A 12,743-nucleotide genomic window follows, 5' to 3' on the forward strand; every position below is an offset into this window, starting at 1 on the left:
CCCGGACCGCCCCGCGCGCTGTCAGCGCTGGTAGTTGGAGGCCTGATGGCCGTTGCGGCCGGCGGGCGGCGGGCGGCGGAGGGATTCCGTGCGAGCCTCCTCCCGCCGCAGCGGCTCGGGGTCGCGGCGGGCCGCGTCACCGAGCAGCCCGGACACGTCCTGCCCGGCGCGCCGGGCCGGCAACTCCGCGCGAGCCGCGGGCGCCAGGGGGCGGCCGGGCGCCGCATTGCGAAGTCCCGCAGGCGGTCCCGCCTCGGCCGGGGCCTCCTGGGGCACCGGCGGCAGCACCCGCAGCAGGTCGTTGAACTGGCGTACCGTGCGCAGCCCCTCGTCCCATTGGGTGCGCGTGCTGGCGATCGGCATCGCGACCAGCGTCCAGTTCTGCTCGTTCCACATGATCTCGGCGCAGTCGGGAGCGGTGTGCGCGAACGTGACCATGCGGCGGTCACAGGCCCGCCGGGCGGCGTCGAGGTTGGTGGAGTACACCATCCGCGGGCCGATGGCGCCCAGCAGCCAAATGTCGCTCTCCCGAGGCTCTTTGAGCCCTTTGAGCCGCAGGTCCACCACGACGTTGGTGCCCACCTTGCGGTGCAGCGCGATCACGGTGGCGACTTCCTCGAGGTCGAAGATGTACACCGCCTCGCCGCGGATCTGGCCCAGCACGACGTTGTGGGCGGGGACGTCGCCGACCGTAGAGATCACGCCGCGCTTCCAGCGCTTGAGGATGTCGGATGATTCCCGCTCGTAGTCGAAGCCGTGCGAGCGCGCCCACGACTTGCGGCGCCTGCTACGGCCGCGGCGTCGATCGATGTCGACGTACAGCAGCACGCCCGCACCGACAAAGCACAGTGCGGACAGCGTGAACCAAAGGGGGACCATCCCACACAGGGTATCTGCTGTTTGGCCGGAACACAGAATCCGGCCAGGTCACAACCCCATCACAGCTCGTGGCGATCGCGAGGGCGGCGAAGCCGGCCGAAGCGGGTCGCCACCATCGGCCTCGTGGCGATCGCAAGGGCGGCGAAGCCGGCCGAAGCGGGTCGCCACCATCGGCCTCGTGGCGATCGCGCGGGCGGCGAAGCCGGCCGAAGCGGGTCGCCACCATCGGGCTCGTGGCGAGGCCGAGTGTGCGCTGACGGCTTTGAGTGTGAGCGTGCGGCGGGTTTTCAGCGCTTAGCTTCAAGGGATGGATGCAACACATCTGATTGAGGAGTGTTGCTGTGCCGCGTCCGCCGTTGAGGTTTGTTGTCCGTCAGTTCTGGGCTCACATCGGTAATGGCTGTAGTGCCGCGGAGGCCGGTGTCGCCGTCGGCGTGTCGGAACGTTCTGGCTATGGCTGGTTTGCTGATGCTGGCGGCGTGAAACCACGGCTATGTGAACCGAAAAGCGTTGGCCCGCGGCCGAGGCTGACCTTCGAAGACCGGGTCGAGATCGAAATTGGTGTCAGGACGAACGAATCGTTGCACTCGATCGGCAACCGGCTGGGCCGGCCGGCGTCGACGATCAAACGCGAGATCGACGCCAACGGGGTGGACAACAGCTACGACGGGCGCAAATCCGGTTATCGGCGCAAGGAAGCCTTCGGGGCGCGCCAGAGCGGCAAAACCGCGCACGTTCAGTATCGGGCCCTCAGGGCCCAAGCACGCTCCGATGAACGTGCCCGGCGTCCCAAGCAGAGCACGCTGGCGGCAAATGACCGATTGCGTCAGGAGGTGCAGACTCGGTTAGACGACTTCCATAGTCCCGGCCAGATCGCGGTGGGGCTGCGGCGGGATTTTCCTGACGATGCGGAGATGTGGGTGTCACACGAAGCCATCTATCAGGCGATTTACGTGCAAGGCCGCGGCCACTTGCGCCGCGATATCCACCGCTGCCTGCGCACCGGGCGGGCGTTGCGCAAACCGCGCAGCATCCCCGGTGAGCGCCGGGGTCGTATCCCCAACATGGTCAACATCAGCGAGCGTCCACCGGAGGTGGCCGACCGCGCGGTGCCTGGCCACTGGGAAGGCGACCTCATGTTGGGCAGCACCGAATCGGGCTCGGCGATCGGCACCCTCGTCGAGCGCAGCACCCGATTCGTCATGCTGTTGCACCTGCCCGACAACCACGGCGCGCTGGCCGTCCAGGACGCGATCGTGGCCAAGATGGCCCAGCTGCCGGCGATGCTGCGCCGCACGTTGACCTGGGACCAAGGCAAGGAAATGGCCAACCACATCGCCATCGCCGCAGCCACCGACTTGGATATCTACTTTTGTGATCCGCACTCCCCGTGGCAGCGCGGCAGCAACGAAAACACCAACGGGCTACTGCGCCAGTGGTTTGCTAAAGGCACTGACCTGTCGGTGTTTCCGGCCGACTATCTGGACTACGTCGCGGCCAAACTCAACAATCGGCCACGCCAAACACTGGACTGGAAAACCCCCGCCGAAGCCCTCGACGAACTACTGTCCAACCCGACCAAACCACCCACTGTTGCATCCATCGCCTGAAAGCGCCGCGGATTTCCCGCCCTGCACGCACACTCAAAGCCCAGGCTTCACACTCGAACCGGCAAATTAGCCCAGAACCAGCGAGTCGCCGTCCGGGCTGACGTTGACGGGCACCACGTCCCCGTCGTGCACGTCGCCGGCCAGCAGCATCTTGGCGAGCTGGTCGCCGATGGCCTGCTGGACGAGCCGGCGCAGCGGCCGGGCCCCGTAGACCGGGTCGAAGCCGCGCTGCGCCAGCCAGCGCTTGGCCGGCAGCGACACCTCGAGCTGCAGCCGCCGCTGCGCCAGCCGCTTGGCCAGCTGCTCGAGCTGGATGTCGACGATCTCCACCAACTCCTCGGGATTGAGGCCCTCGAAGATCAGCACGTCGTCGAGGCGGTTGATGAACTCCGGCTTGAACGCCGAGCGCACCGCCGCCATCACCTGCTCCTCGTTGCCGCCCGACCCGAGGTTGGACGTCAGGATGAGGATGGTGTTGCGGAAGTCGACCGTGCGGCCCTGCCCGTCGGTGAGCCGGCCCTCGTCGAGCACCTGCAGCAGCACGTCGAAGACGTCCGGGTGCGCCTTTTCGATCTCGTCGAACAGCACCACGGTGTAGGGGCGCCGGCGCACTGCCTCGGTCAGCTGACCGCCCTGGTCGTAACCGATGTAGCCGGGCGGCGCGCCCACCAGCCGGGCGACCGAGTGCTTCTCGCCGTACTCGCTCATGTCGATGCGCACCATGGCGCGGTCGTCGTCGAACAGGAAGTCGGCCAGCGCCTTGGCCAGCTCGGTCTTGCCGACGCCGGTGGGACCCAGGAACATGAACGAACCCGTGGGCCGGTTGGGGTCGGCGACCCCGGCGCGGCTGCGGCGCACGGCGTCGGACACCGCCTGCACGGCCTTGCGCTGGCCGACGACGCGCTTGCCCAGCTCGTCTTCCATCCGCAGCAACTTGGCGGTCTCGCCCTCGAGCATCCGCCCGGCCGGGATGCCGGTCCACGCCGACACCACCTCGGCGATGTCGTCGGGCCCGACCTCCTCCTTGAGCATCACGTTGTCGCGGGCCTCGGCCTGCGGCAGCGCGGCGTCGAGCTTCTTTTCCACCTCGGGGATGCGCCCGTAGCGCAGCTCGGCGGCTTTGGCCAGGTCACCGTCACGCTCGGCGCGCTCGGACTCCCCGCGCAGCGTCTCCAGCTGCTCCTTCAGCTCGCGGACGACGTCGATCGCGCTCTTCTCGTTATGCCACCGGGTGGTCAGCTCGGCCAGCTTCTCCTTCTGGTCGGCCAGCTCGGCGCGCAACTTCTCCAGGCGCTCCTTGGACGCCTCGTCCTCTTCCTTCTCCAGCGCCATCTCCTCGATCTCGAGGCGGCGCACCAGGCGCTCGACCTCGTCGATCTCGACGGGCCGCGAGTCGATCTCCATCTTCAGCCGGCTGGCGGCCTCGTCGACGAGGTCGATGGCCTTGTCCGGCAGGAACCGCGCGGTGATGTAGCGGTCGGAGAGGGTGGCCGCGGCCACCAGCGCGGAGTCGGTGATGCGCACGCCGTGGTGCACCTCGTAGCGGTCCTTCAGGCCGCGCAGGATGCCGACGGTGTCCTCCACCGACGGCTCGCCGACGAACACCTGCTGGAAGCGGCGCTCCAGCGCGGCGTCCTTCTCGATGTACTTGCGGTACTCGTCGAGCGTGGTGGCGCCGACCAGGCGCAGCTCGCCGCGGGCCAGCATCGGCTTGATCATGTTGCCGGCGTCCATCGCGCCCTCACCGGTCGCGCCGGCGCCGACGATGGTGTGCAGCTCGTCGATGAACGTGATGATCTGCCCCGCGGAGTTCTTGATGTCGTCGAGCACGGCCTTGAGCCGTTCCTCGAATTCGCCGCGGTACTTGGCGCCGGCCACCATCGACCCGAGGTCCAGCGCGACGACGGTCTTGTCGCGCAGGCTCTCCGGGACGTCGCCGGCCACGATGCGCTGGGCCAGGCCCTCGACGATCGCGGTCTTGCCGACGCCGGGCTCACCGATGAGCACCGGGTTGTTCTTGGTGCGACGGGACAGCACCTGCACGACGCGGCGAATCTCGTTGTCGCGGCCGATGACCGGGTCGAGTTTGCCCTCGCGGGCCCGACCGGTCAGGTCGGTGGAGTACTTTTCCAGCGCCTGGTAGGTGGCCTCCGGGTCGGCGCTGGTGACCCGCGCGCTGCCGCGGACCTTGACGAATGCCTCCCGCAGTGCCTGCGGCGACGCGCCATGGCCGGTCAGCAGCTTGGCGACATCGGAGTCGCCCGTGGCCAGACCGACCATCAGGTGCTCGGTCGAGACGAACTCGTCATCCATCTCGGTGGCCAACTGCTGGGCGGTGGTGATGGCGGCCAGCGATTCGCGTGACAGCTGGGGTTGCGAGCTGGCGCCGCTGGCCTGGGGCAGCTGATCCAAAATCCGCTGCGCTTCGGTGCGGATGGTGGCGGGCTCGACGCCGACGGCCTCCAGCAGCGGCGCGGCGATCCCGTCGTTCTGCGTCAGCAGCGCCAACAGCAGGTGGGCGGGCCTGATCTCAGGGTTGCCCGCGGCCGAGGCCGCCTGCAGGGCCGACGTCAGGGCCGCCTGCGTTTTGGTAGTCGGGTTGAAAGAGTCCACGAACTGTCTCCCTTCGAGGTCCAGAAAGGGGGTAGGTAAAAATGCTTGTCCGGTTGTTCAACGCCGTCAAGGTTGAGTCTGTTCCGCTCAACTCTAGTGGATCTGCGCAGCCCCTGGATAGAGGCTTTAGTCGCCGTCCCGCCCGTCCCGGGCGAGGGCCCGGCCCTTCTCGTGCTTTAGCTGCAGCTACGCGGCGAGCTTAGAATCGGGGCCCGTGAGCCTCGAGGACCGGGATGCGTTGCGGCTGCTGCGCGACGCCTTCGCGCCGCAGGACCCGGGCCCCCCGGAAACCAATGAACTGGTCCACCGGTTTTATACCCACTGGTTCGCCCTCGACGTGTCGGTGCGCGATCTGTTCCCGCCCGAAATGGACGCGCAGCGAGCCGCCTTCGCGCACGCGTTGCACTGGGTCTACGGGGAACTGGTCGAGCAGCGCGCCGCCGAGCCGGTGGCGTTTCTCGCCCAGCTCGGCCGTGATCACCGCAAATTCGGGGTGCTGCCCAGCCACTACGACTCGCTGCGGCGTGCGCTGTACGCCACGCTGCGGACCCACCTCGGCGAGGCATGGACCGACGCCGTCGAGGAGGCCGCCAACCAGTCGCTCAACCTGATCACCGGGGTGATGAGCGGCGCCGCCGACGCCGACGAGGGACCCGCGTGGTGGGACGGCACGGTCATCGAGCACATGCGGGTCTCCCGCGACCTGGCGGTTGTTCGGCTGCAACTCGACCGCCCGATGGACTATTACCCGGGCCAGTACGTCAACGCCCACGTTCCGCAGTGCCCGCGGCGGTGGCGCTATCTGTCCCCGACGATCCCGGCCGACCCGGGCGGCGGGATCGAGTTTCACGTCCGCCAGGTGCCCGGCGGCCTGGTCAGCACCGCGGTCGTCAACGAAACGCGGCCCGGCGATCGGTGGCGGCTGTCCAGTCCGCACGGCGGCCTGCGGGTCGACCGCGACGGCGGCGACGTGCTGATGGTCGCCGGCAGCACCGGCCTGGCGCCGCTGCGGGCGCTCATCATGGACCTGAGCCGCTACGCGGTGAACCCCCGGGTGCACCTTTTCTTCGGCGCCCGCTACCGCTGCGAGCTCTACGACCTGCCCACGCTGTGGCAGGTCGCGCAGCACAATCCGTGGCTGTCGGTCACGCCGGTCTCGGAATACGGCCGCGACCCGTCGTGGGCCGCCGATTACCCCGACCCCACGCCGCCACGCGGGCTGCACGTACACCAGAGGGGCCGCCTGCCCGACCTCGTGACCAAGTACGGCGGCTGGGGCGACCGGCAGATCCTGATCTGCGGCGGACCCGACATGGTCCGCGCCACCAAGGCCGCCCTGATCGCCAAAGGCGCACCGCCCGAACGTATCCAGCACGATCCCCTGTCCAGGTGAGCCGAGGTAAGCCATGCAGATCGTCACCCTGACCGACCCGCGCTCGCCGGTGGCCGCGCAGTTCGTGCCCGAGGCGGGCATGATCGGCACCTCGTTGACCGACTCCGGCACCGAACTCCTCGGCCAGCGGCGCGGCCTGGAAGGCTATCTGGCGGCGGGCAAGACGATGGGAATCCCGATCCTGTATCCCTGGGCGAATCGGTTGGGCGGCAACACCTATACCGCGGAGAGCGCGACGGTGACGCTCGCGCCCGGCGAAAACGGCGTGCGCGCCGACCCCAACGGGTTGCCCATCCACGGCACCCTGGCCGCCTATCCCGGCTGGCGGGTCACGGCGCAGTCCGAGAACGAGTTGAGCGCCGAGGTCGATTTCGGCGCCGACCCGAAGTTGCTGGCCAGCTTTCCCTATCCACACGTGCTCGCGGTGACGGTGCGGCTGGCCGAACGGGCGCTGACCGTCGGGACCACGATCACCGCGACCGGCGACACTTCGGTTCCGCTGTGCTTCGGTTTTCATCCCTACCTGCGCCTGCCCGGCGTGCCGCGCGGCGAGTGGGTCATCGAGACGCCGCCGTTGCGGCACGTGTTGCTGGACGACAGGGGGCTGCCCACCGGCGAATCGGAACCACGGCCCGCAAGGGAAGAAGCGTTGGGCGACAAGGCCTTTGACGATGCCTACGACGAGGTCGCCGACGGCGTGGTGTTCGCGGTGTCCGGCGGCGGCCGCCGCCTGGAGGTGCACTTCGAGCGGGGCTATCCGGCGGCGCAGATCTTCGCGCCGCTCGCCGAAGAGGTGGTGTGCTTCGAGCCGATGACCGCGCCTACCGACGCGCTGCGTCGCGGCGGCTACCGGTGCGCGCGCCCGGGCGAGCCGGCGTTCGCGGTGTTCTCGATCCGCGTCTGATCAGGCGCGGCTTCCGCCCTTACGCGGCTGCCACACCACCACGGCGGTGCTCTTGGGCGCCACGACGAGGTCGCGGCGCTGGCCGGCGCGCACCTGCGCCAGCTCCTCGGTCAGCTCCTTCACGCGCGCCTGCAGGGCCTCCACGTGGTTGGTCAGCTCGATGATGCGCTTGATGCCGGCCAGGTTGACGCCCTCGTCCTGCGACAGCCGCTGCACCTCGCGCAGCAGGTTGACGTCGTGTTCCGAATAGCGGCGCCCCCCACCGGAAGTCCGCCTCGGGCTGACCAGCCCGAGGCGGTCATAGGTGCGCAGCGTCTGCGCGTGCATGCCGGCCAGTTCGGCTGCCACCGAGATCAGGAAGGTACGTGCCTCCTCCTTGCGGTTCCTCGAGCCTCTGGCCATCAGCGGTTACCCGCCCATCCGGCGCGCGGATTGAAACCACTGGACCGCTCGGCCGCCGCGTAGGCCTCCAGCGCCTCCTGCGCGGCGCCCTCCACGTTCGGCGGCACGGCCACCTTGACGGTGACGAGTAGATCGCCGTTGCCCCCGCCACGCTTGGGCACGCCGCGTCCGCGCACCCGCAGGATGCGGCCGTCGGCGGTGCCCTTGGGCACCCGGACGCCGACCTTGCCGTCCAGTGTGGGAACCGAAAGCGTTGAGCCCAAAGCCAACTCGGAGAAACTCACGGGCACGGTCACGGTGAGGTCGTCGCCGTCGCGGCCGAACACCTTGTCCGGTCGCACGTGCACCGTCACGTACAGGTCACCCGACGGCGCCCCGCGCAACCCGGCCTCGCCCTGCCCGGGCAACCGGATCCGCTGACCGTCCTCGACGCCGGGCGGGATCCGCACGTTGATGGTGCGGGTCCGGGTGGTCACCCCGGTGCCTTTGCACTCGTCGCAGGGGTGCTCGATGATCGAGCCACTGCCCCGGCAATCGGTGCAGGGTTCGGAGAACCCGAACGCCCCCTGGTTGCGGTTGATCACCCCGGAGCCGTTGCAGCTGGGGCACACCTTCGGGCTGGTGCCCGGGCGCGCGCCGCTGCCGTGGCAGTTGGTGCACGGCGCCGGGCTGGTCAGCCGCAGCGGCATCGCCACGCCCTTGGCGGCCTCGACGAAGTCGAGTTCGGTCTCGGTTTCCAGGTCGTTGCCGCGTCGCGGCCGGCTGGGGCGGGGACCGGCGCCGCGGCCGAACAGGCCGCCGAACAGGTCACCGATGTTGGCGCCGCCGCTTCGGCCGGCGGCGTCGAACAGATCGCTGAGGTTGAACTCGGCGCCATCGCCGCCGACGTTGAAGCTAAAGCCGCTGCCACCGTCGAACCGGCGCCCGCCGAACCCGCCGCCGGCGAACAGGCGGCGGGTTTCGTCGTACTCCTTGCGCTTGGCCGGATCCGACAGGACGTTGTGCGCCTCCGACACCGCCTTGAATCGCTCACCGGCGGCGGGGTTGTCGGGATTCGCGTCGGGATGCAGGTCGCGCGCTAGCTTGCGGTAGGCGCGCTTGATCTCTTCCGGGCTGGCGTCAGAGGAGACGCCCAGCTCCTTATAGAAGTCCTTTTCGACCCACTCGCGCTGGGCCATACCGCGTCACCCCCTTTCACCTTTCTCTATGGATTTGTCGTATGTGATTTTTATGCCTAGTCACCCGCGGTGTCGGCGTTATCGCCCGTGTCGGGTTGTCGGGTTTCGGCCGGATCGCCGGCGGGCGCCTCGCCGCCGTCGCCCGCGACCGTGTCCACGACCCCCACCAGCGCGTGCCGCAGCACCTGGTCGCCCAGCTTGTAGCCCTGGCGCATGACGGTGCCGATCACCGGCTTGGAGCCGTCGGCGCCGTCGCCCTCGTGCTGGACGGCCTCGTGCAGCACCGGGTCGAAGTCCTCGCCCTCCTCGCCGAACGCCGTCAGGCCGAGACCGGTCAGCGCGCTGTCCAGCTTGTCGGCCACCGACTTCAGCGGGCCGGATTCCAGGTCGCCGTGCTTGCGCGCCCGATCGAGATCGTCGAGCACGCCCAGCAATTGGCTGACGACGGCGGCCTTGGCCCGGTCCGCGGCGGCCTGCTGGTCGCGCAGCGCCCTTTTGCGGTAGTTGGTGAAGTCGGCCTGCACCCGTTGCAGATCGGCCGTCAGCTCGGCGATCTTGTCGGCGCTCTCACCCTTGCCGGCCGGCGCCGTCCCTCCCGGCGCCCCGCTTGGTTCGGGGCCGGGAGGGACGTGCCGTACTTCGCCGGTCTCGGGATCGATCCGCCGCTTGTCGGTGACCGTCACCTGTTCCGGGTTGCCCTCGCTCACTTGGCCTCCCGGTCGTCGTCGACCACCTCCGCGTCCACGACGTCATCGGCCGAGCCGCCCTGGTGACCGCCAGCTTCGGCACCGCCGGCATCGCCGCCGGCGGCCTGGGTGGCCTCGTAGATCGCCTGGCCGAGCGCCTGGGACTCCTGGCCCAGCTTTTCCATCGCCGCCTTGATCGCGGAGATGTCGGTGCCGCCCAGCGCCGACTTGGCCTCGGCCACCGCGGCGTCCACCTTGTTCAGCGTGTCCTCGGGGACCTTCGAACCGCCCTCGGCCTCCCGCTGTTCGGCGACGAACTTCTCCGTCTGGTAGACCAGCGTCTCGGCCTGGTTGCGGATGTCGGCCTCCTCGCGGCGCTGGCGGTCCTCCTCGGCGTGCGCCTCCGCGTCCTTGATCATCCGGTCGATCTCCTCCTTGGACAGGCCGGAGCCCTCCTGGATCTTGATCGTGTTTTCCTTGCCGGTGCCCTTGTCCTTGGCCGTGACGTGCACGATGCCGTTGGCGTCGATGTCGAAGGTGACCTCGATCTGGGGCACGCCGCGCGGAGCCGGCGGGATGCCGGTCAGCTCGAAGGAGCCGAGCAGCTTGTTGTGCGAGGCGATCTCGCGCTCACCCTGGTAGACCTGGATCTGCACCGACGGCTGGTTGTCGTCGGCCGTGGTGAAGGTCTCCGACCGCTTGGTCGGGATCGTGGTGTTGCGCTCGATAAGCTTGGTCATCACGCCACCCTTGGTCTCGATACCGAGACTCAGCGGCGTAACATCAAGCAGCAGAACGTCTTTCACCTCACCCTTGAGCACGCCGGCCTGCAGAGCCGCGCCCACCGCGACCACCTCGTCGGGGTTGACGCCCTTGTTGGGCTCCTTGCCGCCGGTGAGTTCCTTGACCAGCTCGGTCACCGCGGGCATCCGGGTGGAACCACCCACGAGCACCACGTGGTCGATGTCGGACACCGAAATGCCGGCGTCCGAGATGACCGACTTGAACGGCTGACGGGTGCGGTCCAGCAGATCCTGTGTGATGCGCTGGAATTCGGCGCGGGTCAGCTGCTCGTCGAGGAACAGCGGGTTCTTGTCCGCGTCGACGGTGATGTAGGGCAGGTTGATCGAGGTGCTCTGCGAACTCGAGAGCTCGATCTTGGCCTTCTCGGCCGCCTCACGCAGCCGCTGCATGGCCATCTTGTCCTTGGTCAGGTCGATGCCGCTGGTGCCCTTGAACTTGTCGACCAGCCACTCGACCACCCGGTCGTCCCAGTCGTCGCCACCGAGGTGGTTGTCACCGCTGGTGGCGCGGACCTCGACGACGCCCTCGCCGATCTCGAGCAGCGACACGTCGAACGTGCCGCCGCCCAGGTCGAAGACCAGGATGGTCTGTTCCTTCTCGCCCTTGTCCAGGCCGTAGGCCAACGCCGCGGCGGTCGGCTCGTTGACGATCCGCAGCACGTTGAGGCCGGCGATCTGGCCGGCTTCCTTGGTCGCCTGACGCTGGGCGTCGTTGAAGTAGGCGGGCACCGTGATGACCGCGTCGGTGATGTCCTCACCGAGGTACGCCTCCGCGTCGCGCTTCAGCTTCATCAACACGCGGGCGCTGATCTCCTGCGCGGTGTACTTCTTGCCGTCGATCTCGATGGACCAATCGGTGCCCATGTGCCGCTTGACCGACCGCACCGTGCGGTCGACGTTGGTCACCGCCTGGTTCTTGGCGGGCTGGCCTACCAGCACTTCACCGTTGCGTGCGAACGCGACGATGGACGGAGTCGTCCGCGAGCCCTCGGAGTTGGCGACGACAACGGGGTCACCGCCCTCGAGAACTGCGACGACGGAGTTGGTGGTCCCGAGGTCGATGCCGACCGCACGAGCCATAGTGATTCCTCCTGATTGTGTAGAGCATTTCTGGTGCCACTATGCTGAGTGAACCCGGCTCAAGACTGCCCTTCCGGGCTCCCTGGTGTCAACCCAGGATTGAGCCTGATTCACTCAACTTGTCGATGATGCTAACGGCGGGCTGCGGCGTCTTGTTCCCGGGGGTGTCCACCAATTGCGCGCTGGGTGTGCGGTGTGGGCTTCGGGTGTGCGCTGAGGGCGGAAAAACGCGCCGAATCGCGCCCTACGCTCACACGCACCGCCGTCACGGCACAGGCGGCGCCTCTTCCTCCGGGATCATCTCCTCGATCAGTGAAAACACCGCGCGGGTGGCCGCGCTGGCCGGGCGGAGCGCCGACATCGCGACGTACAGGCGCCAGCAGATGTCGTGGTCGGAGATCCGGACCGTCGCCAGACCGGAATCGCCGATCTCGTCGAGGATGAACCGGCTGAGAAATCCGATCCCCAGGCCGTTGCGGATGTGGCTCGCGGTGGTGCCGATATCGGCGACCTCGAGCGCGACCATGCGCGGCACCCCCGCGGTGGCGAAGGCGCGGTCGACCACCGCCCGGTTGCCGTATCCCGGCGGCCCGTCGACGAACGACATCCCGGCCAGCTCGGCCAGGGGCACCGATTCCCGCCCCGCCAGCGGGTGACTCACCGGGACGACCAACAGCAGCTCGAACGCGGCGACAAGGCGGGTGTGCAGGTCGGCCGGCGGCCCGTCGGGCAAGACGAGCAGGGCAACGTCGAGGTTGCCGTCGCGCAGTTGCTGCGCCAGGCCCGCGGAGCCGGCCCGGGCGAAGCGGACCTGGACCAACACGTCGGGATGCCGGGCGTACAGGTCCGCCAGCAGCGACGGCAGGTCGATGTTGTTGATCGACATCAGCGTCCCGAGCCGGACGGTGCCGCGGACGGCCCCGACCGTGGCGACGACGGCCTCCTTGGCCGCGCGGGCTGCCTCGATGGTCGCGCGGGCGTGGGGTGCCAGCTCCCGTCCCGCCGGGGTGAGCGTCACCCCCGCCGAGCCGCGAACGAACAGTTCCGCGCCGAGCTCCCGTTCGAGCGCCTTGATGGTCGCCGACACCCCGGATTGGACAACGTGCAGCCTCTTGGCGGCGCGGGTGAAGCTGAGCGTGTCCGCGACGGCCAGAAAATAGTCCAACTGGCGAAGCTCCACCCAGCAATTATCACC

At 68.6% G+C, this 12,743-nt stretch carries 10 protein-coding genes; 3 read left to right on the plus strand and 7 right to left on the minus strand.

What is annotated here, in order from left to right; translation table 11 throughout:
- Positions 1-21 precede the first annotated feature (21 nt).
- Positions 22-879: a trehalose monomycolate transport factor TtfA gene (gene ttfA / locus MTAB308_RS13615; protein ID WP_077099889.1), complete on the minus strand. Its 858-nt coding sequence runs from the start codon at positions 877-879 to the stop codon at positions 22-24.
- A gap of 341 nt (positions 880-1,220) precedes the next feature.
- On the opposite strand from ttfA, the gene MTAB308_RS13625 reads away from it, so the two are divergent.
- Positions 1,221-2,489, plus strand: a complete 1,269-nt coding sequence (locus MTAB308_RS13625; RefSeq protein WP_077099686.1) for an IS30 family transposase — start codon at positions 1,221-1,223, stop codon at positions 2,487-2,489.
- Between the two features lie 66 nt (positions 2,490-2,555).
- Here the strand turns inward: MTAB308_RS13625 and clpB are convergent, their stop codons facing one another.
- Entirely contained in the window at positions 2,556-5,102 is a 2,547-nt protein-coding gene (gene clpB / locus MTAB308_RS13630; protein ID WP_077099890.1) for an ATP-dependent chaperone ClpB, read from the minus strand.
- A gap of 214 nt (positions 5,103-5,316) precedes the next feature.
- Between clpB and MTAB308_RS13635 the strand changes: the two genes are divergently transcribed.
- Together MTAB308_RS13635 and MTAB308_RS13640 are read left to right on the plus strand one after the other, a co-directional pair.
- Positions 5,317-6,495 (plus strand): FAD-binding oxidoreductase, encoded by a 1,179-nt coding sequence (locus MTAB308_RS13635; RefSeq protein WP_077099891.1) that lies wholly within the window; start codon positions 5,317-5,319, stop codon positions 6,493-6,495.
- 13 nt (positions 6,496-6,508) lie between these two features.
- Positions 6,509-7,399 carry an aldose 1-epimerase gene (locus MTAB308_RS13640; RefSeq protein ID WP_077099892.1) on the plus strand — a complete coding sequence of 297 codons (891 nt, stop codon included), beginning with the start codon at positions 6,509-6,511 and terminating at the stop codon, positions 7,397-7,399.
- On the opposite strand, the gene MTAB308_RS13645 is transcribed toward MTAB308_RS13640, so the two are convergent.
- The 5 genes from MTAB308_RS13645 to MTAB308_RS13665 all read right to left on the minus strand — a co-directional run bounded on the left by MTAB308_RS13645 (position 7,400) and on the right by MTAB308_RS13665 (position 12,728).
- Positions 7,400-7,801: a heat shock protein transcriptional repressor HspR gene (locus MTAB308_RS13645; protein WP_077099893.1), complete on the minus strand. Its 402-nt coding sequence runs from the start codon at positions 7,799-7,801 to the stop codon at positions 7,400-7,402. It abuts the gene before it with no gap.
- Positions 7,801-8,979 (minus strand): molecular chaperone DnaJ, encoded by a 1,179-nt coding sequence (gene dnaJ, locus MTAB308_RS13650; RefSeq protein ID WP_077099894.1) that lies wholly within the window; start codon positions 8,977-8,979, stop codon positions 7,801-7,803. The genes MTAB308_RS13645 and dnaJ overlap by 1 nt, the downstream gene beginning before the upstream one ends.
- Before the next feature lie 56 nt (positions 8,980-9,035).
- Positions 9,036-9,686, minus strand: a complete 651-nt coding sequence (gene grpE / locus MTAB308_RS13655; protein WP_077099895.1) for a nucleotide exchange factor GrpE — start codon at positions 9,684-9,686, stop codon at positions 9,036-9,038.
- Positions 9,683-11,548 (minus strand): molecular chaperone DnaK, encoded by a 1,866-nt coding sequence (gene dnaK / locus MTAB308_RS13660; protein WP_077099896.1) that lies wholly within the window; start codon positions 11,546-11,548, stop codon positions 9,683-9,685. Before dnaK ends, grpE begins: the two co-directional genes overlap by 4 nt.
- Positions 11,549-11,813: 265 nt before the next feature.
- Positions 11,814-12,728: a LysR family transcriptional regulator gene (locus tag MTAB308_RS13665; RefSeq protein WP_077100181.1), complete on the minus strand. Its 915-nt coding sequence runs from the start codon at positions 12,726-12,728 to the stop codon at positions 11,814-11,816.
- Positions 12,729-12,743 lie beyond the last annotated feature (15 nt).

Origin of the sequence: Mycobacterium terramassiliense, from assembly GCF_900157385.1 — a bacterium.
In the GTDB taxonomy this organism is placed as follows: Bacteria; Actinomycetota; Actinomycetes; order Mycobacteriales; family Mycobacteriaceae; genus Mycobacterium; species Mycobacterium terramassiliense.

Coding starts and splice junctions, on each gene's coding strand:
- ttfA (WP_077099889.1), bottom strand. CDS start 879: ATGGTCCCCCTTTGGTTCACGCTGTCCGCACTGTGCTTTGTCGGTGCG.
- MTAB308_RS13640 (WP_077099892.1), top strand. CDS start 6,509: ATGCAGATCGTCACCCTGACCGACCCGCGCTCGCCGGTGGCCGCGCAG.
- MTAB308_RS13645 (WP_077099893.1), bottom strand. CDS start 7,801: ATGGCCAGAGGCTCGAGGAACCGCAAGGAGGAGGCACGTACCTTCCTG.
- dnaJ (WP_077099894.1), bottom strand. CDS start 8,979: ATGGCCCAGCGCGAGTGGGTCGAAAAGGACTTCTATAAGGAGCTGGGC.
- dnaK (WP_077099896.1), bottom strand. CDS start 11,548: ATGGCTCGTGCGGTCGGCATCGACCTCGGGACCACCAACTCCGTCGTC.